This window comes from Pseudomonas piscis (assembly GCF_009380155.1).
Classification (GTDB): Bacteria; Pseudomonadota; Gammaproteobacteria; order Pseudomonadales; family Pseudomonadaceae; genus Aquipseudomonas; species Aquipseudomonas piscis.
The window spans coordinates 263112-286835 of record NZ_WHUV01000005.1; the positions used below are offsets into that span (position 1 = coordinate 263112).

Annotated in this window: 23 protein-coding genes; 10 read left to right on the plus strand and 13 right to left on the minus strand. The window is 65.5% G+C overall.

From position 1 onward, the window contains the following. Positions 1 to 80 precede the first annotated feature (80 nt). From GDH07_RS25915 to GDH07_RS25925, 3 genes are all read right to left on the minus strand, one after another. The gene (locus tag GDH07_RS25915) at positions 81 to 1289 is read right to left on the minus strand and encodes a DSD1 family PLP-dependent enzyme (RefSeq protein ID WP_178124127.1); all 1209 of its coding nucleotides are present in this window, start codon (positions 1287 to 1289) and stop codon (positions 81 to 83) included. 85 nt (positions 1290 to 1374) lie between these two features. Next, a complete protein-coding gene (locus GDH07_RS25920; protein ID WP_371263423.1) occupies positions 1375 to 2685 on the minus strand; it encodes a D-arabinono-1,4-lactone oxidase in 1311 nt (436 codons plus the stop codon). A gap of 103 nt (positions 2686 to 2788) precedes the next feature. Then, positions 2789 to 3196 (minus strand): c-type cytochrome, encoded by a 408-nt coding sequence (locus GDH07_RS25925; RefSeq protein WP_152899340.1) that lies wholly within the window; start codon positions 3194 to 3196, stop codon positions 2789 to 2791. A gap of 518 nt (positions 3197 to 3714) precedes the next feature. Here GDH07_RS25925 and GDH07_RS25930 point away from each other — a divergent pair. Beyond that, positions 3715 to 5340: an NADP-dependent glyceraldehyde-3-phosphate dehydrogenase gene (locus GDH07_RS25930; protein ID WP_053131239.1), complete on the plus strand. Its 1626-nt coding sequence runs from the start codon at positions 3715 to 3717 to the stop codon at positions 5338 to 5340. Between the two features lie 115 nt (positions 5341 to 5455). Continuing rightward, positions 5456 to 6496, plus strand: a complete 1041-nt coding sequence (locus GDH07_RS25935) for an FUSC family protein (RefSeq protein ID WP_031320073.1) — start codon at positions 5456 to 5458, stop codon at positions 6494 to 6496. Here GDH07_RS25935 and GDH07_RS25940 read toward each other — a convergent pair. Together GDH07_RS25940 and moaB are read right to left on the minus strand one after the other, a co-directional pair. Continuing rightward, positions 6493 to 7698: a molybdopterin molybdotransferase MoeA gene (locus GDH07_RS25940; RefSeq protein ID WP_152899341.1), complete on the minus strand. Its 1206-nt coding sequence runs from the start codon at positions 7696 to 7698 to the stop codon at positions 6493 to 6495. The two genes, GDH07_RS25935 and GDH07_RS25940, sit on opposite strands and share 4 nt — an antisense overlap. Beyond that, positions 7695 to 8234 (minus strand): molybdenum cofactor biosynthesis protein B, encoded by a 540-nt coding sequence (moaB, locus tag GDH07_RS25945; RefSeq protein ID WP_022639460.1) that lies wholly within the window; start codon positions 8232 to 8234, stop codon positions 7695 to 7697. Before moaB ends, GDH07_RS25940 begins: the two co-directional genes overlap by 4 nt. A gap of 225 nt (positions 8235 to 8459) precedes the next feature. On the opposite strand from moaB, the gene mobA reads away from it, so the two are divergent. The 3 genes from mobA to fdhD all read left to right on the plus strand — a co-directional run bounded on the left by mobA (position 8460) and on the right by fdhD (position 10934). Beyond that, entirely contained in the window at positions 8460 to 9074 is a 615-nt protein-coding gene (gene mobA, locus GDH07_RS25950) for a molybdenum cofactor guanylyltransferase MobA (RefSeq protein ID WP_152899342.1), read from the plus strand. Positions 9075 to 9170: 96 nt separating this feature from the next. Next, a complete protein-coding gene (locus GDH07_RS25955; RefSeq protein ID WP_022639462.1) occupies positions 9171 to 10064 on the plus strand; it encodes a LysR family transcriptional regulator in 894 nt (297 codons plus the stop codon). A 45-nt stretch (positions 10065 to 10109) separates the two neighbouring features. Then, complete coding sequence (gene fdhD, locus GDH07_RS25960) at positions 10110 to 10934, plus strand: formate dehydrogenase accessory sulfurtransferase FdhD (RefSeq protein ID WP_053131256.1); 825 nt, start codon at positions 10110 to 10112, stop codon at positions 10932 to 10934. 184 nt (positions 10935 to 11118) lie between these two features. Here the strand turns inward: fdhD and moaE are convergent, their stop codons facing one another. The 5 genes from moaE to moaA are packed head-to-tail and all read right to left on the minus strand — an operon-like array spanning position 11119 to position 14307. Then, entirely contained in the window at positions 11119 to 11565 is a 447-nt protein-coding gene (moaE, locus tag GDH07_RS25965; protein ID WP_053131259.1) for a molybdopterin synthase catalytic subunit MoaE, read from the minus strand. A 3-nt stretch (positions 11566 to 11568) separates the two neighbouring features. Continuing rightward, positions 11569 to 11820, minus strand: a complete 252-nt coding sequence (locus tag GDH07_RS25970; protein ID WP_022639465.1) for a MoaD/ThiS family protein — start codon at positions 11818 to 11820, stop codon at positions 11569 to 11571. Then, on the minus strand, positions 11817 to 12317 hold the full coding sequence (gene moaC / locus GDH07_RS25975; protein WP_053131262.1) for a cyclic pyranopterin monophosphate synthase MoaC: 501 nt from the start codon (positions 12315 to 12317) through the stop codon (positions 11817 to 11819). The genes GDH07_RS25970 and moaC overlap by 4 nt, the downstream gene beginning before the upstream one ends. 44 nt (positions 12318 to 12361) lie before the next feature. Beyond that, positions 12362 to 13261: a bestrophin family protein gene (locus tag GDH07_RS25980; protein ID WP_152899344.1), complete on the minus strand. Its 900-nt coding sequence runs from the start codon at positions 13259 to 13261 to the stop codon at positions 12362 to 12364. Positions 13262 to 13308: 47 nt separating this feature from the next. Continuing rightward, positions 13309 to 14307, minus strand: coding sequence for a GTP 3',8-cyclase MoaA (gene moaA, locus GDH07_RS25985; protein ID WP_152899345.1), 999 nt, complete (start codon positions 14305 to 14307; stop codon positions 13309 to 13311). 444 nt (positions 14308 to 14751) lie between these two features. On the opposite strand from moaA, the gene GDH07_RS25990 reads away from it, so the two are divergent. The 5 genes from GDH07_RS25990 (at position 14752) to GDH07_RS26005 (ending at position 19936) form a co-directional block, all read left to right on the plus strand. Further along, positions 14752 to 17076: an FdhF/YdeP family oxidoreductase gene (locus GDH07_RS25990; RefSeq protein ID WP_022639469.1), complete on the plus strand. Its 2325-nt coding sequence runs from the start codon at positions 14752 to 14754 to the stop codon at positions 17074 to 17076. 127 nt (positions 17077 to 17203) lie between these two features. Beyond that, positions 17204 to 18625, plus strand: coding sequence for a cytochrome ubiquinol oxidase subunit I (locus GDH07_RS25995; protein ID WP_068581098.1), 1422 nt, complete (start codon positions 17204 to 17206; stop codon positions 18623 to 18625). A 16-nt stretch (positions 18626 to 18641) separates the two neighbouring features. Next, positions 18642 to 19658 (plus strand): cytochrome d ubiquinol oxidase subunit II, encoded by a 1017-nt coding sequence (gene cydB / locus GDH07_RS26000; RefSeq protein ID WP_068581087.1) that lies wholly within the window; start codon positions 18642 to 18644, stop codon positions 19656 to 19658. Beyond that, the gene (locus GDH07_RS32385; protein WP_178124118.1) at positions 19645 to 19794 is read left to right on the plus strand and encodes a hypothetical protein; all 150 of its coding nucleotides are present in this window, start codon (positions 19645 to 19647) and stop codon (positions 19792 to 19794) included. The genes cydB and GDH07_RS32385 overlap by 14 nt, the downstream gene beginning before the upstream one ends. Continuing rightward, a complete protein-coding gene (locus GDH07_RS26005; RefSeq protein ID WP_083235762.1) occupies positions 19787 to 19936 on the plus strand; it encodes a DUF2474 domain-containing protein in 150 nt (49 codons plus the stop codon). The genes GDH07_RS32385 and GDH07_RS26005 overlap by 8 nt, the downstream gene beginning before the upstream one ends. 58 nt (positions 19937 to 19994) lie before the next feature. Here GDH07_RS26005 and GDH07_RS26010 read toward each other — a convergent pair whose 3' ends face one another. The 3 genes from GDH07_RS26010 to GDH07_RS32390 all read right to left on the minus strand — a co-directional run bounded on the left by GDH07_RS26010 (position 19995) and on the right by GDH07_RS32390 (position 23660). Then, a complete protein-coding gene (locus tag GDH07_RS26010; RefSeq protein WP_031320076.1) occupies positions 19995 to 20969 on the minus strand; it encodes a Dyp-type peroxidase in 975 nt (324 codons plus the stop codon). Positions 20970 to 21249: 280 nt separating this feature from the next. Continuing rightward, entirely contained in the window at positions 21250 to 23520 is a 2271-nt protein-coding gene (locus tag GDH07_RS26015) for an FdhF/YdeP family oxidoreductase (protein WP_053131274.1), read from the minus strand. Continuing rightward, a complete protein-coding gene (locus GDH07_RS32390; protein WP_178124119.1) occupies positions 23517 to 23660 on the minus strand; it encodes a hypothetical protein in 144 nt (47 codons plus the stop codon). Before GDH07_RS32390 ends, GDH07_RS26015 begins: the two co-directional genes overlap by 4 nt. Positions 23661 to 23724: the final 64 nt, after the last annotated feature.

Genomic DNA, 23724 nt, shown 5'->3' on the forward strand with positions numbered 1-23724 from the left:
CTGAAGGTCCTGCGGACCTTGGCGCAGCCTCGCCGTGGCTCGATAGCGGCTACAGGCTTTGTGTAGCCGCGCCATGGGGGTCAGGCGTAGACCGGCCAGCGCTCGACGATGCGCCCGCCGCGCAGGGCCAGCAGGTCGCCGAACTGCAGCAGCACCGCTTCGCTCTGGTGCGGGCGCAGGAAGATATGGTCGTCCACCGCCAGGCCCACGGAGCTTGAGCCATTGACCATTTCCTGGTTGGAGCTGCGACCGAACAGGCCGTTGCTCTGCAACCCCGCTGGCGATTCGAAATCCGCCAGCCAGTGCCCGCCGTAGATGAAGAAGGTCTCGCGCTGGTTACTGTCCCACCAGGACAACAGCCGTGACTTGTCATCCAGGGCCGGGATCCGCACCGGCCCGGTGCTCTTGAGCACCGGGGTGGCGATGAACGCCGCCGGCTGGTGCTGCTCCAGGGATGGCAGGTCGTAATGGCTGGGTTTGAGCATCGCCGTGCCCACCGAGACCTCGGTGCTCAGGGATTCCTGCTCGTGCCGCCGATAGCTGGGGCTACCGGCAGTGTTCAGGGTCAGGCCCGCGTGCCATAGCGCCGGATACTGCTGGCGAGTGAAATCGACGAAGCCTGTGTAGATCGCCATGACCTTGGCGAACAGACTTTCCGGCGAGCCGAGAATCCCCGGCACGCCCATGTCGACGAACGGGTCGTACCCCATGAACCCGGCGAATTCCAGGTGCTGCGGGTGAGCGGCGATCAACGCCAGCATCCGCCCCAGGGCCGCGTTGTCCGCCACCCCGCCACGGTGCAGGCCCACATCCAGCTCGATATTGATGCGCATCCTGGTGCCCAGGCCCTGGGCCAGCGCCAGGTATTGCTGCAGGCGTTCGGGAGTATCCAGCAGCCATTGCAGTTGCCGGGCCGGATCGAACGGGCCCTGGTGCTGCTGGTAGAACAATTCGGCGGCGCGCACCGGCAGCGGCTTGCCCAGGAGGATGTCGGCGTCGGCGAAGACCTGGGCATCGTGGTTGAGGAACGGCTGGTGGAACGACATCAAGCGCCGGGTCCCGGCACGCTGGGCGATATAGGCCAGCAGCCCGGGCGACGGCAGTGATTTCTCCACCAGGCGCAGTTGCTTGCCGCCGCGCTGCACCGATTGCATGACCACGTCGATGTTGTGGTCCAGGCGATCGAGGTCGATCAGCATCACCGGCTGCATCGGCCCGTTGGCCTTGAGCTCGCGATTGAGCCCGGCGAAATAGGCATCGTAGGGCGCGCCCCGCTCGCCCGGCCGCAGCCAGGCGCCGACACCCGCCAACAAGACGCCGGCACCCAGGGTGCCGGCCATGAAACGACGACGGTTCATGGTTCTGATCTCCGCTTCATGCCACCCCCAGCACCGAGGCCAGGTGGGCGTTGATGAATGTGCCGCGTGGGTCCAGCTCCTGGCGCACCTTGGCGAAAGCCTGCCATTGCGGGTACAGCGCCTGGAGGTTGCGGGCGTTGAGGCTGTGGTGCTTGCCCCAGTGTGGGCGCCCCTGGTACTTCCAGAAGATCGGCTCCACCGCGGCGAAGAAGTTGTGGTGGTCCATGCTGTAGTGCTGGTGCACCGAGATCGAGCAACTGTCGCGACCCTCGAACATGCTCAGGGGAATGTCGTCGGCCTTGACGTAGCGGTACTCGATGGGAAACCAGGTGCGCAGGTCTTTGTCATGGATCAGCGCGAGGATCTCGCGCAGGCAGGCCGGCCCCAGGTGCGCAGGCACCGAGTACTCCATCTCGTTGAAGCGCACGCTGCGCACGTTGGCGTAGACCTGGTAGGAATCGCCCACCCGTTCGTCGAAGCTCGCCAGCCAGCGCAGGCTGTTGAGCAGGTGGCGCCGGGTGTCGGGAAAATCGCTGACGTACTTGTCCAGGTTCTCGATCAGGCTGACGAACTCGTTGCCGCCCTCCTCGGCCGGATCGCGAGGCGGGGTGGCCGGGTCCGTGGTTTCGTTCAGCGCCACCGCCAGGGCGTAGTCGGAATGGGTGACCACGAGCATTTCCCAGTGCTGGTTGCTGCGGGTCAGGTGGTCCATGTCCTCCAGCAGTTCGTCGGTCTTGGCGATCCACTGCTTCTCCCGCAGGCGATAGGCCTCGCGGTTCTGCAAGCGCACCCGGGTCGTCACCCCCAGCGCCCCCAGGGACGCCCGCGCGGCATGGAACACCTCGGCGTTACGCTGGCGATCGCAGTCCAGCACCTGGCCAGCGGCGGTCACCAGTTGCAACCCGCAGACCTGGCTCGAATAGGAACCGAAGCCGACCCCGGTGCCATGGGTCGAGGTGGCAATCGCCCCGGCCAGGGTCTGGTAATCGATATCGGCCATGTTCCACAGGGCCTGCCCCACCTCCTTGAGCGCCGGCCCCATGAGCGACATCGGCGTACCGCCGGCGAACTCCGCCTGCAGGGTCTTGGGATCGTGCTCCAGCAGGCCGTTGAAATAGGCCAGGGACAGCAAGGTGCCGTCAGTGGGCACCAGGGCGCTGAAGGAGTGCCCCGAGCCCACCGGGCGGATCTTGCCCGGGGCCTTGCGGATCACCTGGACCAGCTCGTCCAGGTCCTTGGGCGCCAGGCGTGCCTCGGGCAGGCAGCTTTGCGCGCCGGACCAGTTGCGCCAGGGAATCAGCCGCGGGGCGCGGACCAGTTCGGCCATCAGCGGGTTGCTGCACAGCGCGGTGAATGCGCCGAGGGCGCCGGCCCCTTGCAACAGGCGACGGCGAGAGAGGTGCATGACCATGGAAGGTGACCTTGTATTTTTATTGGAATGAATGGCCGGACATAAAGCTGATCAGCGCCAGGAACTGCTCTTCGGAACACTGCATGCACTGGCCCATGGGCGGCATGCCCTGGTAACCGTTGATGCTGTGGTCCAGCAGGGTATCGGCGCCCTGGGCCAGCCGCGGGGCCCAGGCCTTGGCATCGCCGGCCAGCGGCGCACCGGAAGCCGGGTTCGCATGGCACAGCTTGCAACTGCTGTCGTAGATCCGCGCCAGATCCGAGTCGGCCGGGCTCTGGCGGGCCGCGTCAAGGCGCCCGGGCGCCGGCGGCTCGGCATCGCCGCAAGCGCCCAGGGACAAGCCCAGGGCCAGTACCAGGGCGCCGCGACAGGCCGGGGCGAGCAAGCGCCGCAACGGGGGGGAAAACGCAAGGGTGACGCTAGGCATAGGCAGTCCTCGGGGCAGCCGGGCAAAGGGTCGATCCCGGCCACGGGACCCACCTCACAGGGCAACACTAAGGCACCGGCGTCCCCGGGTTGAGGGCATTGGCGGCCAGCCAAGGGGACTTGGCCGGACAGCCGGCCAGAGCGTCCGGCCTGTGCTCGGACAGCCTGAGGCCAAGGCTTGGCGCAGGCCGCCGAGAACAGTTGCCGGGCATTCGCTGAAACGTTTAATCTCGAACCATGACCGCCTGCCGGCCGAGCGCAGAAACTGCTGAAGAACCCGGCCGTTCAGGCGTATAACAGACCGTTGAAAAACCTAGGCGAGGCAGCCAGCGCAAGGCGAAAACAGGCGAAAAAGCGCAGTTCACCCGTGGTAAATGAGCATTTTGACCGGGCTGGCGCACCAGACTGTTTTCAACGCAGCGATGGCAACGCAGGTAGTTTTTCAACGGCCTGATAAACCCAGGAACGACGAATCGCCCGTCATCCGCGCCAGAGCCATTTCCAACACGGGGTAGAGTCATGACCACAGCCAAAGTCCTCAGCAATCTGTTTCCTGCCGCCAGCGACATCCCCGAAGCTTATCGCCTGCCCGACCCGGTGGAGCAGCGCGACTACCTGGTGGATGGCCAGCTGCGCATCTGGAACGGCCCCCTGGCCCAGGTCCGCAGCCCGATCTACCTCACAGGCGCCGACGGCGACCAGCAGGTGATCCTCGGCAGTACCCCGTTGCTGGATGCCGACACCGCACTGCAGGCCCTGGACGCCGCTGTGCGCGCCTACGACCGGGGCCAGGGCGCCTGGCCTACGATGCGCGTGGCCGAGCGCATCCAGCATGTGGAAGCCTTCCTGGCGCGCATGCGCGAGCAGCGCACCGCGGTGGTCAAGCTGTTGATGTGGGAGATCGGCAAGAACCTCAAGGATTCGGAGAAAGAATTCGACCGCACCTGCGACTACATCGTCGACACCATCGGCGCGCTCAAGGAACTGGACCGGCGTTCCAGCCGCTTCGAACTGGAACAGGACACCCTCGGCCAGATCCGCCGCGTGCCCCTGGGCGTGGCCTTGTGCATGGGGCCCTACAACTACCCGCTCAACGAGACCTTCACCACCCTGATCCCAGCGCTGATCATGGGCAACACCGTGGTGTTCAAGCCGGCCAAGCTCGGCGTGCTGCTGATCCGCCCATTGCTGGAGGCGTTCCGCGACAGCTTCCCGGCCGGGGTGATCAACGTCATCTACGGCAGCGGCCGCGAGACCGTCAGCGCCCTGATGGCCAGCGGCAAGGTGGACATCTTCGCCTTCATCGGCACCAACAAGGCCGCCAGCGACCTGAAGAAACTCCACCCCAAGCCGCACCGCCTGCGCGCGGCCCTGGGCCTGGACGCGAAGAACCCGGGGATCGTGCTGCCCGATGCCGACCTGGACAACGCCGTCAGCGAAGCCCTGACCGGCGCCTTGTCGTTCAACGGCCAGCGCTGCACCGCGTTGAAGATCCTGTTCGTCCACGAAGCGGTGGTGCAGCGCTTCATCGAGCAATTCAATGCCAAGCTGCAAAGCCTCAAGCCGGGCATGCCCTGGGAGCCCGGCGTCGCCCTGACCCCACTGCCGGAGAACACCAAGGTCGACTACCTGCAGGGCCTGGTGGCCGATGCCCAGGCCCATGGCGCGCAGGTGGTGAACCCCGATGGCGGCGTGTCCCGGGCCTCGTTCTTCTACCCGGCGGTGCTGTACCCGGTGAACCCGCAGATGCGCGTGTACCACGAGGAGCAGTTCGGCCCGGTGGTGCCCATCGTGCCCTATCGCGACCTGGAGACGGTGATCGACTACGTGCTGGAGTCGGACTTCGGCCAGCAACTGAGCCTGTTCGGCAGTGACCCGGCGCAGATCGGCAAGCTGGTGGACGCCTTCGCCAACCAGGTGGGGCGGATCAATATCAACGCCCAATGCCAGCGCGGCCCGGACACCTTCCCCTTCAACGGGCGCAAGAACTCCGCCGAGGGCACGCTATCGGTCCATGACGCGCTGCGCACCTTCTCGATCCGCACCCTGGTGGCCACCAAGTTCCAGGCGCGCAACAAGGAGCTGATCAGCGACATCATCCGCAACCGTGACTCCAGCTTCCTGACCACCGACTACATTTTCTAGCAAGGCCCGGGGGCCTGCCTGGCAGGCTCCCCCCACTCGCTGCCTTTCACCCACCACAGGAGAAACCGGTCTGGGCCCGTTCAAACACCTGCGGGGCACACGCCTGCCCTCCTGGCTGCGCCATCTGCTACGGCCAGTGCTCGACCCGTACCGGCGCTATCGCCATGCGCGGCTGATCCACGCGGTGCGGGTGGTCCTCGGGCTGATCGCCACGATCCTCCTGACCACCGGCCTGAACCTGCCCCACGGCGAATGGGCTTCGGTGACCATGCTGGTGGTGATCGGCGGCCTGCAGCACCACGGTAATATCGGCAAGAAAGCCACCGAACGGGCGATCGGCACCCTGGTAGGCGCCGGGGTCGGCCTGTTGCTGATCGTGCAGCAGGCGTACTTCGGCCAGCCCTGGCTGACTTACCTGGGCATGTCGGCGGTCTGCGGTTATTTTTCCTACCACGCCATCGGCAAGGGCGGCTACACCGCGCTGCTGGCGGCGATCACCGTGTTCATCGTCGCCGGCCATGGCGACAACCAGGTCAGCGACGGCCTGTGGCGGGCGGTGGATATCCTGATCGGCATCGCCCTGGCCCTGGCGTTTTCCTTCGCCATCCCGCTGTACGCGGTGTACTCCTGGCGCTACAACCTGGCCGGCGCCCTGCGCGACTGCGCGCAGTTGTACGGACGGATCATCAAGGGCCAATCGGTGACCGACGACGAGCACCTGAGGCTGCTCGGGCGGGTCAACAGCGCCATGCTGCAACTGCGCTCGCTGATGCCTTCGGTGTCCAAGGAAGTGCGGATTTCCATGACCGAGCTGGACGCCATCCAGCGCAACCTGCGCATGTGCATCAGCACCCTGGAGATCCTCGGCAATACCCGCCCCGATGCTGGCGACCGCCAGGCCATGGCGCAGATGCAACTGGGCCTCAAGGCCGAGCACCGGCAGATCCGCATGCACCTGGTGGGCATGGCCCGGGCCCTGCAGTCAGGCATTACCCAACGCCTGGAAAAACCCCTGGAGGCCAGCCCGGGCAATGCCCTGGAAGCACCGGCGCACTCGGCACCGGATGGCTACCGGCTGCTGACCCGGCAGTTGGTGACGACCCTCGCCGAGATGCGCCAGCGCCTGGCCAAGAGCGCCCGGCACTGGAAGATCTAGAACAGCTCGCTGAACGGAATGAAGCGCGCCAGATCCCCGGACTGCAGGGTCCGCCCTTCGGGGATCTCCACCAGGCCATCGGCCCAGCAGGCACCCAGCAGCACCCCGGAGCTCTGGTTCGGATAGAGCACCGCGCGCCCCTGCTCCAGGCGCGCGCGCAGGTACTCTCGACGACTGCCGGCCCGGGCCCAGTCGAAGGCCACCGGCACCATGACGCCCAAAGGCTCGACCTCGCCCATGCCCTGGATGCGCAGCAGGTAGGCACGGGCCAGCAGGCCGAAGGTCACCAGGGCCGAGGCCGGGTTGCCCGGCAGGCCGATCACCGGCACCTGGCCGAAGTAGCCCACGGTCAACGGTTTGCCAGGCTTGATCGCCAGTTTCCAGAACAGCGGCCGGCCACTGTCGCGCAGCACCTGGCCCAGGCAGTCGGCATCGCCCGCGGACACTCCGCCCGTGGTGAGGATCAGGTCGGCCCCGTGCTGCAGTTGCTCGAGCCGTAGCCGGGTCTGCTGCGGCTGGTCCGGCAGGATCCCGGCATCGATCACCTCGCAGCCCAGGGCATCGAGCCAATGCCGGAGCAAGGTGCGGTTGCTGTTGTAGATGCAGCCTTCGCGCAGCGCCATGCCCGGCTCCAGCAGCTCGTCACCGGTGGACAGCAGCGCCACCCGGGGCTTGCGCACCACCGGCAACCGGGTACAGCCCTGGGCGGCGGCCACCGCCAGCTCGAAGGGCCCAAGGCGCGTGCCGGCCTCGAGCAACACCTGGCCGGCGCGGTTCTCCTGGCCCTGGGGGCGGATGTTCTGCCCCGGCTTGAGCGCCTGGGTAAAACGCACCCGGCCATCATCCAGCAGCTCGACGTTTTCCTGCATCTCGACGCAGTCGGCGCCGGCGGGCACCGGGGCGCCGGTGAAGATCCGCGCGCAGGTGCCCGGCTGCAACGGCGTACCGGGCCGGCCGGCGAACACCGTCTGTGCTACCAGCAGTGGCTGGCCGTCCCAGTGGGCAAGGTCCAGGGCGTAGCCGTCCATGGCGCTGTTGGGCCAGGGCGGCAAATCCAGGGTCGCCACCAGGTCGCAGGCCAGGACCCGCTGCCGGGCCTCGTCCAGGGCCAGCTCCTGGCTCTGGTCCAGTTGCCGGGTATCGGCCATGGCCAGCAGGCTGGCCAGCGCCTCCTCTACCGGCATCAGCTTGCCCTGGCTCATCCGCGGGACTCGCAGGCCTGCACCGGCTTGAGGTGGGGGACGAAGTTGCACGGCCGGTGCCGGGCATCCAGCTGCTCGGCGAGGATGCCTTCCCAGGCGGTCCGGCAAGCACCGGTGGAGCCCGGCAGGCAGCACACCAGGGTGCCGTTGGACAGCCCGGCCAGGGCCCGGCTCTGCACCGTGGAGGTGCCGATATCGAGGATCGAGATCGCGCGGAACAACTCGCCGAAACCATCGATGCGCTTGTCCAGCAGGCAGCCCACGGCTTCCGGGGTGCTGTCGCGGCCGGTGAAGCCGGTGCCGCCGGTGATCAGCACCACCTGGATGCGCTCGTCGGCGATCCAGGTCGCGACCTGGGCACGGATCTTGTACAGATCGTCCTTGAGCAGGTTGCGCTCGCTCAGGGTATGCCCGGCTTCGAGCAAGCGGCTGACCAGCAACTGCCCGGAGGTATCGGTGGCATATTCCCGGGTATCGCTGACCGTCAGCACGGCAATATTCAAAGGTACAAACAACGCATCCGCCTTCACGCTCATGTCACTCTCCGACCGCCAAGATAAAAATCATGAACCCAGGCTAAAGGCCGCAAAGCGCGGCTGTCTAATCGTTCTGGCTGACCGGATTATCGACCCGCTCTATCGTCGCCAGGCCCGTGCCAGGGCCTGATAAGCCTGATCGATCAGCCATTCGAATGTTCCGATTGGACGTCGCGGACAGACAATGAGATCGTGCCCGCCATCGACCTGACATGCCCGTGACCAATGACCCCGACCCGACCTGCCATCGCCACTCCCCTGCCCTGCTCGATCCTGCTGCTGGCAGGCGGCCGCGGATTGCGCATGGGCGGCCGGGACAAGGGCCTGGTGCCCTGGCGCGGCCGGCCGCTGATTGCCCATGTGCACGACGTGGTGCGGCCCTTGAGCGACGACCTGATCATTTCCTGCAACCGCAACGCCGAGCAGTACCGGCCCTACGCCGATCAGTTGGTGGCCGATGCCCAGCAGGATTTTCCCGGCCCGCTGGCCGGTGTCCTGGCCGGCCTGGCCCAGGCCCGGCACCCCTGGCTGCTGGTGCTGGCCTGCGATGCACCATGCATCGATGGCGCCTTGATCGAGGCCCTGTGGCAAGCCCGCTGCGCTGGCGAACAACCGGTGATGGTGCAGCAGGACGGCCAATGGCAACCCATGTTCAGCCTGTTGCCGACGCGACTGCTGGGCGATCTGCGCCAGGCCTGGGACCAGGGCGAACGCAGCCTGCTGCGGGCCCTGCGCGTACAGGGCCTGACGCCCCTGCACTGTGCTGCCGACGATCCCCGGCTGAGCAATTTCAACAGCCCTGAACTACTGTCTGAAACGCCCCCCGGCTCCCCGGCCTGAAGGCTGGCGGAACAGCCCGGGACGATCTTCGGGTCTTCCCACAGCTTGAACCTCTGCGTTAATACTGACGACGACCCTCCCACGACAGGTGCCATTGTGGACATCAAGCAACTGAAGTTTCTGATCGCGCTGGAACAGACCCGCCACTTCGGCCAGGCTGCCGCGCGCTGCCACATCACCCAGCCGACCTTGTCCATGCGCCTGCGCAACCTGGAGGACGAGCTGGACCTGATCCTGGTGACCCGGGGCCAGCGTTTCGAGGGTTTCACCGAGGCCGGCGAACGGGTGCTGGCCTGGGCCAAGACCCTGCTCGCCGCCCATGATGGGCTGTTCGCCGAAGCCGCCGCCTGCCGCGGGCAACTGGTGGGTAACCTGCGCCTGGGCCTGGTGCCCCTGAGCGGCTTCAACCCCATCGGCTACGTGCAGAAGCTATCGGCGAGTTTTCCCGAGCTCAAGTTCAGCCTGTCGTCCGGAAGCTCCGACCGCATCATCGAGGAGATCGGCAACAACCAGCTGGACCTGGGGGTCTGCTACCTGGACCACGTCAATCCCAACTACCTGGACTTCTTCGAGATCGGCGAGACCCGGGTCGGCCTGCTGTACGACACCCGGCACTTTCATTTCGAAGGCAACGAGATGAGCTGGGAAGATGCCGCTGAACTGCCGCTGGGCATGCTCAGCACCGGCATGCACTATCGCAAGTCCATCGACTTGAGTTTCCGCAGCCGCGGCCTCAACCCACAGCCGATCCTGGAAAGCGATTCGACCTACCAGCTGTTCCAGGCCATCCACGAAGGCTTCTGCTGCTCGATCATGCCCCTGGACAGCGGCCTGGATTCTCCGATCGAGAACCTGGCCTTCATCAACTTGCCCGACGCCAGCGTGCTGGCGCCCCTGGGCATGGTGATGCGCAAGACCGAACCACGTTCGGCGATTGCCGAGAAGTGTTTCGCCGAAGCTCGCAAGCTGTTCGCGATCAAGGGCGAATGACCGTTTAGCGCGCCTGCGGGCGCACCAGTAGCAAGAGGTGGATGCATGGTTTGCCGGATCGAACAAGCGGATCAACAGCCCGAGGCCAACGCACCGGCCCCGGCGCCGCAAAGCGTGGCTTATCGCGAATACGGCTCGCCGCAAGAGGCCCACGCGCCCCTGGCCGCCGAGACCGCCCTGGCCATCACCTACAACGGCCTGAGCCAGGCAGTGATGATGGTGTCTCCGGGCAACCTGGAGGATTTCATCCGTGGCTTCAGCATCACCAACGATATCGTCACCGGCCTGGACGAGATCTACGACATCCGCCTGAGCCATTTCCCCCAGGCCTGCCAGGCCGACGTGCAGATTTCCAGCCGGGCCTTCTGGGCCCTCAAGGACCATCGCCGGCAACTGGCCGGGACCAGCGGCTGCGGCTTGTGCGGGGTCGAGGCCCTGGAGCAGGCCCTGCCGCAGCTACAGGTGCTGGAACCGACGCCACTGCCGCCGGTGGAACACCTGCAGGGCCTGCGCGAGCGCATCGAGCAAGCCCAGCTCATGGGTCGCAGCAGCGGCGCCCTGCATGCGGCGCTGTACTTCGATGAACAGGGAGAGGTGCGCCTGTGCCAGGAAGACATCGGCCGCCATAACGCCCTGGACAAGCTGATCGGCGCCCTGCTCCATGCCGGGATCGATACGCGCCTGGGCTTTACCGTGGTCACCAGCCGCTGCAGCCTGGAGCTGATCCACAAGGCCGTGCGGGCACGCCTGGGCACCCTGGTCAGCCTCTCGGCGCCCACCGCCCTGACCGTGCAGTGGGCCAACAAGCACCACCTCAACCTGATCCACGTCCCCCACCGCAGCCCGCCACGGATCTACAGCCCGGTGTGATCGCTGGCCATTGTCGTGGCGCGAGAAGTTGCTCGCACTGCAAGGCGCAGCCTTGCCATCCGCTTGGGCAGGCGCTCGATCAGGTATAGCGAGGATTCGGGTTTACGGCTTGCGCTGCCGGGCGGCAGCGAGCGCTCTCGCCACCCAAAGTCGGTTCCAGATCTACCGCAGGTGATCAGGGTTGCTACCAGCGACTGGCGGCCTGCTGGTCGCTCGCACGGCCTTCGACCCAATGTTCGCCGCTGTCGGTGACTTCGCGCTTCCAGAACGGCGCGCGGGTCTTCAGGTAATCCATGATGAAGTCACAGGCCTCGAAGGCGGCCTGGCGATGGGCGCTGGCCACACCGACGAAGACGATGGGCTCGCCAACCCGCAGCAGTCCGACCCGATGCACCAGCTCGACCCGCAGCAGCGGCCAGCGCTGCTCGGCCTGTGCCACGATGCCTCGCAAGGAGCGCTCGGTCATGCCCGGGTAATGCTCGAGGAACAGGCTCTGCACCGCCTGCCCCAGGTTCAGGTCGCGGACGTAGCCGACGAAGGTCACCACCGCCCCCACCGCCGGATCGCCAGCCTGCAGGGCGGTATTCAAGGCATCGAGGCTGAAGGCCTGTTGCTGGACCTGGACACCCATGCCTCAGCCCCCCGTCACTTGCGGAAAGAAGGCGATCTCGTCGAAGTCCTCGATGGGCGCGTCGAGCTTGCACAGGTCCTGGTTCAGCGCGCACATCAGGCTGTTCTCCCCCAGTACCCGGGCCCAGTTCTCGTCCCGGGCCATGAGCAACCGGCGCACATCGCCGACCGTGCGCAGCTCGGCATGCAGCGCCAGCTTCTCGCCGCCGCTGCCCAGCTGTTCGCGGTAGCGGGCAAAGTAGTTGATGAGGATCATGGCTGTTCTCCTGCGATGAATGAGCCGGACTTGCCGCCGTGCTTCTCCAGTAGCCGCACGCCCTCGATGACCATGCCGCGATCCACCGCCTTGCACATGTCGTAGACAGTCAGGGCGGCGACGCTGGCGGCGGTCATCGCTTCCAGCTCGACCCCGGTGGCACCGTTGAGGCGGCAACGGGTGGTGATTCGCACCCGGTCCGGCGGCGCCGCGGCGAGCTCGACGCTGACCCTGGTGAGCAGCAAGGGGTGGCACAGGGGGATCAGCTCGTGGGCCTTCTTCGCCGCCATGATCCCGGCGATCCGGGCCACGGCGAACACGTCGCCCTTGGGATGGCCGTTGTCCTCCAGCAATTGCAGGGTGGCCGGGTGCATCCGCACCCAGGCCTCGGCCAGGGCCTCACGGTCAGTGGCGGGCTTGGCAGTGACATCCACCATGTTGGCCCGGCCCTGGGCGTCCAGGTGGGTCAACGCGGGACTGGCGACAGCGTCGTTCATGTTCAACCTCAGGCAAGGGAAAGCCTGGCGACCCGGGGGGCGGGTCAGCTCAGGACGTAGTCCACCGGTTCGAGTACCGGCGGCAGTTCGGTGACTCCCAGGGCATCGAGGATCTCGCGCTCGATGTTGCGCACGATGGCGTCCAGGGGCAGGTCGTTTTCGTCACGACCGAAAGGGTCTTCCAGCTCGTCGCCGATGGCGTCCAGGCCAAAGAAGGTGTAGCTGACGATGGCGGTGAAGATCGGTGTCAGCCAGCCCAGGGGCTCGGCCATGGCAAAGGGCAGCAGGATGCAGAACATGTAGCTGGTGCGGTGCAGCAGCAAGGTGTAGGGAAACGGCAACGGCGTGGCCTTGATCCGCTCGCAGGTGGTCTGCGCCGTGGTCATGCCCGCCAGCAGGTTGGCGATCAGCATGTAGCGCCACTCGCTCAGGCGGCCCGATTCGGCCAGGCCCGAACATTGGCGCGAGACCAGGCGCAATACGTTGTCGCTGACGTTCGGGGTCGCCGCCGGCGGCCGCTGGCTGAGCCAGGTGCCCGCGGCCCCCAGCTCGTCCTCCTGGCGCAGCCGGGCCTTGAGGGCATGGGCGAAACCGCACAGGTTGCGCAGGATCGCCCCGCGCTCCTGGGCATCGCCGATCACCTGGGTCTCGCGGATCAGCGAGCGCACGTCCGTGACGATACTGCCCAGGGCCTTGCGCGCCTCGTACCAGCGGTCATAGCAGGCGTTGTTGCGAAAGCTCATGAAGATCGACAGCGACAGCCCGAGCAAGGTGAAGGGCGTGGCGTTGACCTTGGAAAAAAACGCCGGGTGCAGGGTCTCGATCAACACGATGGCGGCGGCCAGCAGGGTCACCAGCAGGCTGCGCAGGGCGATGCGCTTGGCGATCGAGCCCTTGAGCGAAAACAGCACGCCGAGCAGGTTGGGTTTGGATCTGACGATCATCGAAGGACGGCCTCTGGACGATTCGGGCAAGCAAGGGATGGGGCCGGTCAGCCGCCGGTCATGTTCATGAAGCGCACTACCTGCACCTCATCGTTGAGCTCGAAGTGATGGCGATAGGGCTTGAGCTTCATGGCCTCGACGATGGCCTGTTCCTGGCGCTGGGTATCGCCCGGGTGGGCACGCAGCACGGCCTTGAGGTCCATCGAATGTTCGTTGCCCAGGCACAGCAGCAAGCGCCCTTCCACGGTCAGCCGTACGCGGTTGCAGGTGCCGCAGAAGTTGTGGCTGTGGGGCGAGATGAAGCCCAGGCGGATCTGCGGTGCCTCGGCCAGGCGCCAGTAGCGCGACGGCCCCTGGGTCGATTCCGCCGACTCCATCAAGGTGTAGCGCTCGGCGATGCGCTCGCGCACCTGGGCGCTGGAGAAGAAGGCATCGCTGCGGCTGTGTTCGCTGATGGCGCCCAGGGGCATTTCCTCGATGAAGGAGATGTCCAGGCCACGGTCGATGGCGAAGGCCACCAGGTCGTTGATCTGATGGTCGTTGCGCCCCTTCATCACCACGCAGTTGAGTTTGGTGCGGGTAAAACCAGCGGCGTTCGCCGCATCGATCCCGGCCAGCACCTGGGACAGCTCGCCGGTGCGGGTCAGTTGGCGGAACAGCTGCGGGTCGAGGCTGTCCAGGCTGATGTTCAGGCGCTTGACTCCGGCATCGAACAAGGGCGCGGCCAGCTTGCCCAGTTGCGAGCCGTTGGTGGTCATGCACAGCTCGCGCAGGCCCGGCAGCCGCGCAATGCGCCGGCACAGCTCGACCACCCCGGAACGCACCAGCGGCTCGCCACCGGTCAGGCGGATCTTGCGGGTGCCCAGGGCGACGAAACGCTCGGCCAGCTGGTACAGCTCTTCCAGGGTCAGGATGCGCTGGCGCGGCAGGAACTGCATGTCCTCGGCCATGCAATACACGCAACGAAAATCGCAACGGTCAGTCACCGACATGCGCAGATAGTCGACCCGGCGAGCAAAGCCATCCACCAATACTTGATCTGCCATCACAGCCTCTGTCGCCGATGCGAACTCATTGAATATTAGTTGAACTCCGACAGTGCAGCCGCGCTTGTCGCGAGTTATTGGCGGCAAGATTAAGAGCCATTCAAAAGGCCGTCCAATCGCTATTAACAACTGGTTGATCAAAAACATCTATCAAGCGAAAAACCATCAAGACAACTCATTCAACACATTGATTTTCAATGAATTAATACCCTGATAGAGGTTCTCGATCAACTGGTCATTAATTGCGATTAGACAGCCTGCACGGACGCCGAATAGGCTTTATTCGTGGCCCAAAAAAGGTCGCGAAAGTTACTCCACGCAAACAAACAGAACGGGGCTTATAACCAGTCCCAGCAAAATCGCATTTAGCCTGAGCAGTAAGAAACTATCGACATCCATTGAATGTCGGGCGGTTCCCTGCGTGCGATGTATTGGAGAAATATCATGAGCGAAGTTGATCGATACAAACCCTACAAGGGCGCGGCCGCCGGTTGGGGAGCACTGATGGCGGTGACCCGCAACTGGCTGGGCAGCGAGAACGCCTTCAAGAACATCCGCGCCATGCTCAAGACCAACCAGAATGGCGGTTTCGACTGCCCGGGCTGCGCCTGGGGCGAGTCGCCGGAAAACGGCATGGTCAAGTTCTGCGAGAACGGCGCCAAGGCGGTCAACTGGGAAGCCACCGGGCGCCTGGTGAACCCGGCATTCTTCAATAAGTACACGGTCTCGGCCCTGGCCGCGCAAAGCGACTACTGGCTCGAATACCAGGGCCGCCTGACCCATCCGATGCGCTACGACGCCACCCAGGACCGCTATGTGGAAACTACCTGGGACGAGGCCTTCGACCTGATCGCCAGCCACCTCAAGGGCCTGGACTCGCCGAACCAGGCCGAGTTCTACACCTCGGGCCGGGCCAGCAACGAAGCGGCCTACCTGTACCAGCTGTTCGTACGCGCCTACGGCACCAACAACTTCCCCGACTGCTCGAACATGTGCCATGAAGCCAGCGCCGTGGGCATGTTCGAGAGCGTCGGGGTGGGCAAGGGCACCGTGGTGTTCCACGACCTGGAGCAGGCCGACGCGATCTTCGTCATCGGCCAGAACCCCGGCACCAACCATCCGCGGATGCTCGAACCGCTGCGCGAGGCGGTCAAGCGCGGTGCCCAGGTTATCTGCTTCAACCCGCTCAAGGAGCGTGGCCTGGAACGCTTCCAGCATCCGCAGCACCCGCTGGAGATGCTCACCAACGGCTCCGAGCCCACCTCCTCGGCCTATTTCCGTCCGGCCCTGGGCGGCGACATGGCGGCCTTTCGCGGCATCGCCAAATTCCTCCTGCGCTGGGAGCGTGAAGCCCTGGCCAGCAATGGCGAAGCGGTGTTCGACCGGGCCTTCATCGCCGAACACACCTCGGGCCTGGACAGCTACCTGGCCGAGGTCGACGCCACGTCCTGGAGCCACATCGTCGAGCAGTCCGGCCTGTCCCTGGCCGATATCGAACTGGCCGCCCGCATGTATCGCAAGGCCAAGCGCGTGATCATGTGCTGGGCCATGGGCCTGACCCAGCACACCCATTCGGTGCCGACCATCCAGGAAGTGATCAACGTGCTGTTGCTGCGCGGCAACATCGGCCGCCCGGGCGCCGGCCTGTCGCCGGTGCGCGGCCACAGTAATGTGCAGGGCGATCGCACCATGGGCATCAACGAACTGGCGCCCACCGAGTTGCTGGACGCCCTGGAGGCGCGCTTCGGCTTCAAGCCGCCACGGGAGCACGGCCACAACACGGTGATGGCGATCTCGGCCATGGAGCAAGGCAAGGCCAAGGTGTTCATCGGCCTGGGCGGCAACTTCGCCCAGGCGACCCCGGACACCCCACGCACCCACGCCGCCCTGCGCAACTGCGAGCTCACCGTGCACATCGCCACCAAGCTCAACCGCAGCCACCTGGTGACCGGTCGCGAGGCGCTGATCCTGCCGTGCCTGGGCCGTACCGATATCGATATCCAGGCCAACGGCCCCCAGGGCGTCACCGTGGAGGACACCTTCAGCATGGTGCACATCTCCCATGGCCAGCTGCGACCCAAGTCGGCGCATCTGCGCTCGGAACCGGCGATCATCGCCGGCATCGCCAACGCCACCCTGGGCCCGCGCCCCATCGACTGGCTGTGGGTGATCGAGGACTACGGGCGCATCCGCGACCTGATCGCCGATACCATCCCGGGCTTCAGCGACTTCAACCTCAAGCTGCTCCACCCCGGCGGTTTCCACCTGGGCAACGCCGCGGCCGACCGGCGCTGGAACACCGCCACCGGCAAGGCGCAGTTCACCCCCAGCGAACTGCCCGCGGACCTGGTCAACCCCGGGGTGCGCAAGCTCAAGGAGCAGCCGCAGCTGATCCTGCAGACCATGCGTTCCCACGACCAGTACAACACCACCCTGTACGGCCTGGACGATCGCTATCGCGGGGTCTACGGCATGCGCGAGGTGCTGTTCGCCAACGAACAGGACATCCGCAAGCTGGGCTACGAGCCGGGGCAGAAGGTGGACATCGTGTCCCTGTGGGAAGACGGCCGCGAACGCCGGGTCAGCGGTTTCACCCTGATCGCCTATGACATCCCCGCCGGCCAGGCTGCCGCCTATTACCCGGAGACCAACCCCCTGGTGCCACTGGAGAGCTACGGCGACCGCACCTATACGCCGACTTCCAAGTTCATCGCCATCCGCCTGGAGGCGGCCCAGGCCAGCAACCTGATCCAGTCCGTCGGCGTCTGACCGGGCCCAGGCTCGGCACACCGCCCCGGCCTCCACTCGCAGCCCCCGCCCCCGTAGCGCGAACCCTTGCGATTCGCGGCGAACGGGCGGCGGCTGCACGGCATCCAGCCTTTACGAGGGTATCGTCATGTTTGATCTACAGGCACTGGACCTGGCGCGCATCCAGTTCGCGTTCACGGTCTCGTTCCACATCATTTTCCCGGCCATCACTATCGGCCTGGCCAGTTTCCTGGCCGTGCTCGAAGGGCTTTGGCTCAAGACCCACAACAACACCTACAAGGACCTGTATCACTTCTGGTCGAAGATCTTCGCCGTCAACTTCGGCATGGGCGTGGTCTCCGGACTGGTCATGGCCTATGAGTTCGGCACCAACTGGAGTCGTTTCTCGGACTTCGCCGGCAGCATCACCGGCCCCCTGCTGACCTACGAGGTACTCACCGCGTTCTTCCTCGAAGCGGGTTTCCTCGGGGTCATGCTGTTCGGCTGGAACCGGGTCGGCCGCGGGCTGCACTTCTTTTCCACGGTGATGGTGGCCATCGGCACCCTGATCTCGACCTTCTGGATCCTGGCCTCCAACAGCTGGATGCAGACGCCCCAGGGCTTCTCCATCGTCGATGGGCGGATCATGCCCATGGACTGGCTGGCGATCGTCTTCAACCCGTCGTTCCCCTTCCGCCTGGCGCACATGGCCATCGCCGCATTCGTCTCCACGGCGTTCTTCGTCGGGGCCTCCGGCGCCTGGCACCTGCTGCGTGGCAACGACACGCCGCAAGTGCGCAAGATGCTATCGATGGCGCTGTGGATGGCGCTGATCGTCGCGCCGATCCAGGCAGTGGTCGGCGATGCCCACGGCCTCAACACCCTCGAACACCAGCCGGCGAAGATCGCCGCCATCGAAGGGCACTGGGAAAACCACGGTGACGAGCCCTCGCCCCTGGTGCTGTTCGGCCTGCCCAACATGGACAGCGAGAAGACCGATTACGCTCTGGAGGTGCCGTACCTGGGCAGCCTGATCCTGACCCACAGCCTGGACAAGCAGATCCCCGCGCTCAAGAGCTTCCCCAAGGAAGACCGACCCAACTCGGCCATCGTGTTCTTCAGTTTCCGCATCATGGCCGGGCTCGGCATGCTGATGATCCTCACCGGGGTGCTGGGCCTGCTACTGCGGCGCAGCGGCGCGCTGTACCGCAACCGCTGGTTCCTGCGCCTGGTCCTGCTGATGGGCCCCACCGGGCTGATCGCCATGCTGGCGGGCTGGATCACCACCGAAGTCGGACGCCAGCCCTGGGTGGTCTACGGCCTGCTGCGTACCAGCGATGCCGCGTCCAACCACAGCGTGATGCAGCTGAGCGTGTCCCTGGCGTTGTTCGTGCTGATCTACTTCTCGGTATTCGCCGTGGGCATCGGCTACATGATGAAGCTGGTGCGCAAGGGCCCGCAGCCCCACCACGAGCACCTGCCCGAAGCCACACAGGCCCAGGAACCGACCCCGCGTCGTCCGCTGTCCGCCATCTCCGAGACGTTCGCGTCCGGCGATCACCACAACTGAAACAAGGGAAACGATCATGGCTATTCAAGGCATAGATCTATCGTTGATCTGGGGCGTCATCATTGCCTTCGGGGTGATGATGTACGTGATCATGGACGGCTTCGACCTGGGGCTCGGCATTCTCTTCCCGCTGATCCCCGATGCCCGGGAACGGGACGTGATGATGAACACCGTGGCTCCGGTCTGGGACGGTAACGAGACCTGGCTGGTGCTCGGCGGCGCGGCGCTGTACGGCGCCTTCCCGCTGGCCTATTCGGTGATCCTCGAGGCGTTGTACCTGCCGCTGGTGTTCATGCTGGCGGGGCTGATCTTCCGTGGCGTGGCCTTCGAGTTCCGCTTCAAGGCCAGCCCCGAGAAGCGGCATATCTGGGACCTGGCCTTCATCGGCGGCTCGCTGCTGGCGACCCTGTGCCAGGGCATCGTGATCGGCACCTATATCAGCGGCATCCCGGTGGTCGATCGCCAGTTCGCCGGCGGCGCCCTGGACTGGCTGGCGCCCTTCCCGCTGTTCTGCGGCCTGGGCCTGGTGGTGGCCTATGCGCTGCTGGGCAGCACCTGGCTGCTGGTCAAGACCGAAGGCATGCTCGAAGCACGCATGCGCCACTACACCCGGCCACTGGCGTTCGCCCTGACGGCGGTGATCGCGGTGCTGTGCGTGTGGACGCCCATGCTGCATCCGGAGATCGCCACCCGCTGGTTCGGCCACGCCCATATCGTGATCTTCGGCGCGCTGCTGGTGCTGGGCCTGCTGGCGTTCTGGGGCTTGCTCGGAACCTTGCGCCAGCATCATTCGCATTGGCCGTTCGTGTTCACCCTAGTGCTGGTGTTCCTGGGCTACATCGGCCTGGCCTTCAGTATCTGGCCGAACATCGTGCCGCCGTCCATCAGCCTGTGGGAAGCGGCCTCGCCCCTGACCAGCCAGTTGTTCATCCTGATCGGCACGCTGTTCATCCTGCCGATCATCCTGATGTACACCTGCTGGAGCTACTACGTGTTCCGCGGCAAAGTGAGGATCGGCGATGGCTACCACTGAACACCCAACCCTGCACGAACCCCTGGCCCGCCTGCCCTTGCACCGCCAGGTGGCACAACTGAGCCTGCTGTACCTGGGGGCGATACTGACACTGGCCTGCACCACGGCCCTGGTCCTGGAGCTGGCCCATGGATAAGACACAAGTCACACGCCCCGTTCCGGGGTGGCGGCAACTGTTGTGGATGGCCGGCATCTGGTTGGCCAGCGTGGTCAGCCTGGGGCTGGTGGCCGGGTTGTTGCGGCTGCTGATGCAAGCCGCGGGCATGCGCAGCCACTGATCGAGGCCCATTACCCACAAGCCCCCGGCACGCACTTGCGTGTCGGGGGCGTGTGCGTTCAGAGGGGCGTTGGCTCGCGTTCGGCCAAGTCTTCGAACAGCTCGGCCGAAGGCACGAAGAACAAGCCGCCGGTCACTGCCGTGCTGTAGTCCAGCAGGCGATCGTAGTTGCCCGCCGGCCGCCCGACGAACATGTTTTCCAGCATTTGCTCCACCGGCTGTGGCGAGCGCGCGTAGCCGATGAAGTAGGTGCCGAACTCCCCGGCCCCCGGCCGCCCGAACGGCATGTTGTCGCGCAGGATCTTCACCTCTTCGCCGTTCTCCTCGAGGGTGGTCAGGGAGCTGTGGGAACAGCTGGGCTTGACCCCATCGGCCAACTCGATGTCGTCCAGCTTGGTCCGGCCGATGATGCGTTCCTGGGCCTCAACGGTCAGTTCGTTCCAGGCGCTCATGTTGTGCAGGTACTTCTGCACCAGGACGTAGCTGCCATTGGCGAACTGCGGGTCCTCGTCGCCCACCAGGGTGAAGTCCACGGCTTCGCGGCCCACCGGATTCTCGGTGCCGTCGACGAAACCCACCATGCTGCGCATGTCGAAGTAGCGAAAGCCCTGGACCTCGTCCACCACTTCGATCGCAGCACCCAACGGCTTGAGCAACTGGGTGGCGAGTTCGAAGCACAGGTCCATCTGTTCGGCGCGAATATGCAGCAGCAGGTCGCCAGGGGTGGACGGTGCCAGCCGCCCCGCTACCCCCACTTCACGAAACGGATGCAGCGCGGCCGGGCGCGGCCCGCCGAACAACCGATCCCAGGCGGCGGAGCCGAAACCACAGACGCAGGTCAGGTTGCCCGCCGGTACCCGCTTGCCCACCGAGCGCACTCGCCCGGCGACATCGGCGCACCACTCGCGCAGGGTTTGCGCCGCTTCGGCACCGGGCGCCAGGGTGGCGACGATGAAGATCGCGCTGCGGGTAATGGGGCTGCAGACAGCTTGGGGCTCGGGCAGGCGCCCGGCCGAGGATGAAGGTGTCGTCATGTTGGATTCCACAGGCTACGGTCAAAAAATCACCCACGGAAATTAGCAGATTGTGCCGCCGTAGCCACCCATTCCTGTGGTCGCTGTCGAGCCTGCGCAGTTGCGCCTGGATTCGCAGGACCTTCTGGGGGATCGGATGGCCAATCCAGGGGCGACCGCTGCGCGCCCGGGCGCAGCCTGCGGCAGCGGCTACACGAAGCACCTGTAGCCGCTGCTGAGCTTGCGAAGCTGCGCCAAGCTCCGCAGGACCTTCCAGGGGATCGGCTGCCCAACCTGGCGGCTAAACGCCCGCGCGCAGCACCCGCACCGGTACCGACTTGTAGGACGGCGTGCCGCTGTCGACGTCCAGGTAGTCCAGCGGCACCAGGCGGTTGGCCTCGGGGTAATAGGCGCCGACGGTGCCCGGGGCGATCTTGTACTCGATGGCGGTGATGTTCTCGTAGCGCAGGCGCCGGCCGTCGGTCACCGTCTCGATGTCCACCAGGTCGCCATGGGCCAGGCCCCGGGCCGCGAGGTCCGCCGGGCTGATGAACAGCACGTCGCGACGACCGAAGACCCCACGATAGCGATCGTCCAGGGCATAGATGGTGGTGTTGTACTGGTCGTGGCTGCGCAGGGTCACCAGGCGCAGGACGTCGGCGCCATCCACTTCCTTGTCTTCGTGCAAGCCGGGGAAGACGAAGAACTCGGCCTTGCCCGAGGGTGTCAGCCATTGGCGCTCGGCCGCCGCCAGGGGCATGCGGAAGCCTCCGGGAACGCGGATCCTGGCGTTGTAGTCGTCGAAGCCAGGGACGGTCTTCTCGATCAGGTCGCGGATCTTGTCGTAGTCGGTCACCAGTTCCAGCCACGGCACCTTGCTCGCGGTCAGCGTCGCCTTGGCCATGCCGGCGACGATCGCCGGTTCCGACATCAGGGCTTGCGAGGCCGGGGCCAGCTTGCCGGCTGAGGCATGGACCATGGACATCGAATCCTCGACGGTGATCGCCTGGCGCATGCCGTCCTGCACGTCCATTTCAGTGCGGCCCAGGCAGGGAAAAACGTAGGTTTCCTTAGCTACAAGCAGATGGCTGCGGTTGAGCTTGGTGGCGATGTGCACGCTCAGGTCGAGCTGGGCCATGGCCGGGAAACACTGGCCCGGGTCCGGCAGGGCCACAGCGAAGTTGCCCCCCAGGCACAGCAAGGCCTTGGACTGGCCGGCGATGATCGCCTGCATCGCTTGCACCGCGTCATGGCCATGGCTGGCCGGTGGCTTGAAGCCGAACACTTGCTCGAGCTTGTCGAGGAACGCTTGCGCGGGTTTTTCGGTGATGCCCACGGTGCGGTTGCCTTGCACGTTGGAGTGGCCACGCAGCGGGCAGATTCCGGCCCCGGGCTTGCCCAGGTTGCCTCGCAGCATCAAGAGGTCGCAGATCAGCCGCACATTGGCGGTGCCTTCGTTGTGCTGGGTGATGCCCATGCCATAGGTGACGATGGTGGCATTGGACTTGGCATAGGCCGCGGCGACCATTTCCAGGTCGCTCTGCTTGAGGCCACTGGCCTGTTCGATATCCACCCATTGGGTGGCGTGCAGGTCGGCCTCCAGGGCGGCGAAGCCCAGGGTGTGCTGGGCGATGAAGTCGCGGTCCAGCACCTGCCCGAGGCTTTGCTCCAGGGCCAGCAAGGCCTTCATGATGCCCTTGACCGCCGCGGCGTCACCGCCGGCCTTGACCTGGAAGTACGAGGAGGCGATGCGCGTGGAGCCATAGGTGGCCATTTCCACCATGTTCTGCGGATCGGCGAAGCGCTCCAGGGCCCGCTCGCGCAGGGGGTTGAAGACCATGATCGGCACCTTGCGCCGTGACGCCTCATGCAGGGTGCCCATCATTCGTGGGTGGTTGGTGCCGGGGTTGTGGCCGATGGAGATGATCAGCTCGCAAACATCGAAATCCTCCAGCGATACCGTGCCCTTGCCGATCCCGATGGACCTGGGCAAACCGACGCTGGTGGGTTCATGGCACATGTTCGAGCAGTCGGGAAAGTTGTTGCAGCCATATTCCCGGGCAAACAGCTGGTACAGGTAGGCCGCCTCGTTGGAGGCCCTGCCCGAGGTGTAGAACTCCACCTGCTCGGGCTTCAGGCCACGCAGGACCTGGCCAATGCGCTCGAAGGCGGCCTGCCAGGGCACCGGTTTGAAGGTGTCGCTGGCACGGTCGTAGACCAGGGGCTCGGTGAGGCGACCGAGGTCCTCCAACTGATAGTCCGAGCGCTGCAGCAGCGAGGCCACCGGATGGCTGGCCAGGAACTCGGGCGTCACCCGTTTGTTGGTGGCCTCCCAGGTCACCGCCTTGGCGCCGTTCTCGCAGAACTGGAAGGTCGACTTGTGCTCCTTGTCCGGCCAGGCGCAACCCGGGCAATCGAAACCGTCGGGCTGGTTGGTGCGCATCAGGGTCAGGGGGGCCTTGAGGGTGTCCATCTGCTCGCGTACGGCCGTGGCCGTGGCCTTGAGCGCGCCCCAGCCACCGGCGGGACCATCGTAGTTGCGGATTCCGGGAACCTTGCGTCGAGTGCTCATGATCGCTCCAGGGCCAACCGGCCCTGTACGGCGCGAGTCGGCAATGACAGGTCATCGACCACCGGGGCGGCGTCAGGCAGCGCCAGGCACCCGGCAATGATCCAGGCACGGATGGCCGGATCGCCAGGCGGCTGGATCAAGAGGAAATGCGGCGCAAACTTTGCGGCGCATGCTGAAATCTAGCGCCGCACCCCGGGCTGTCAA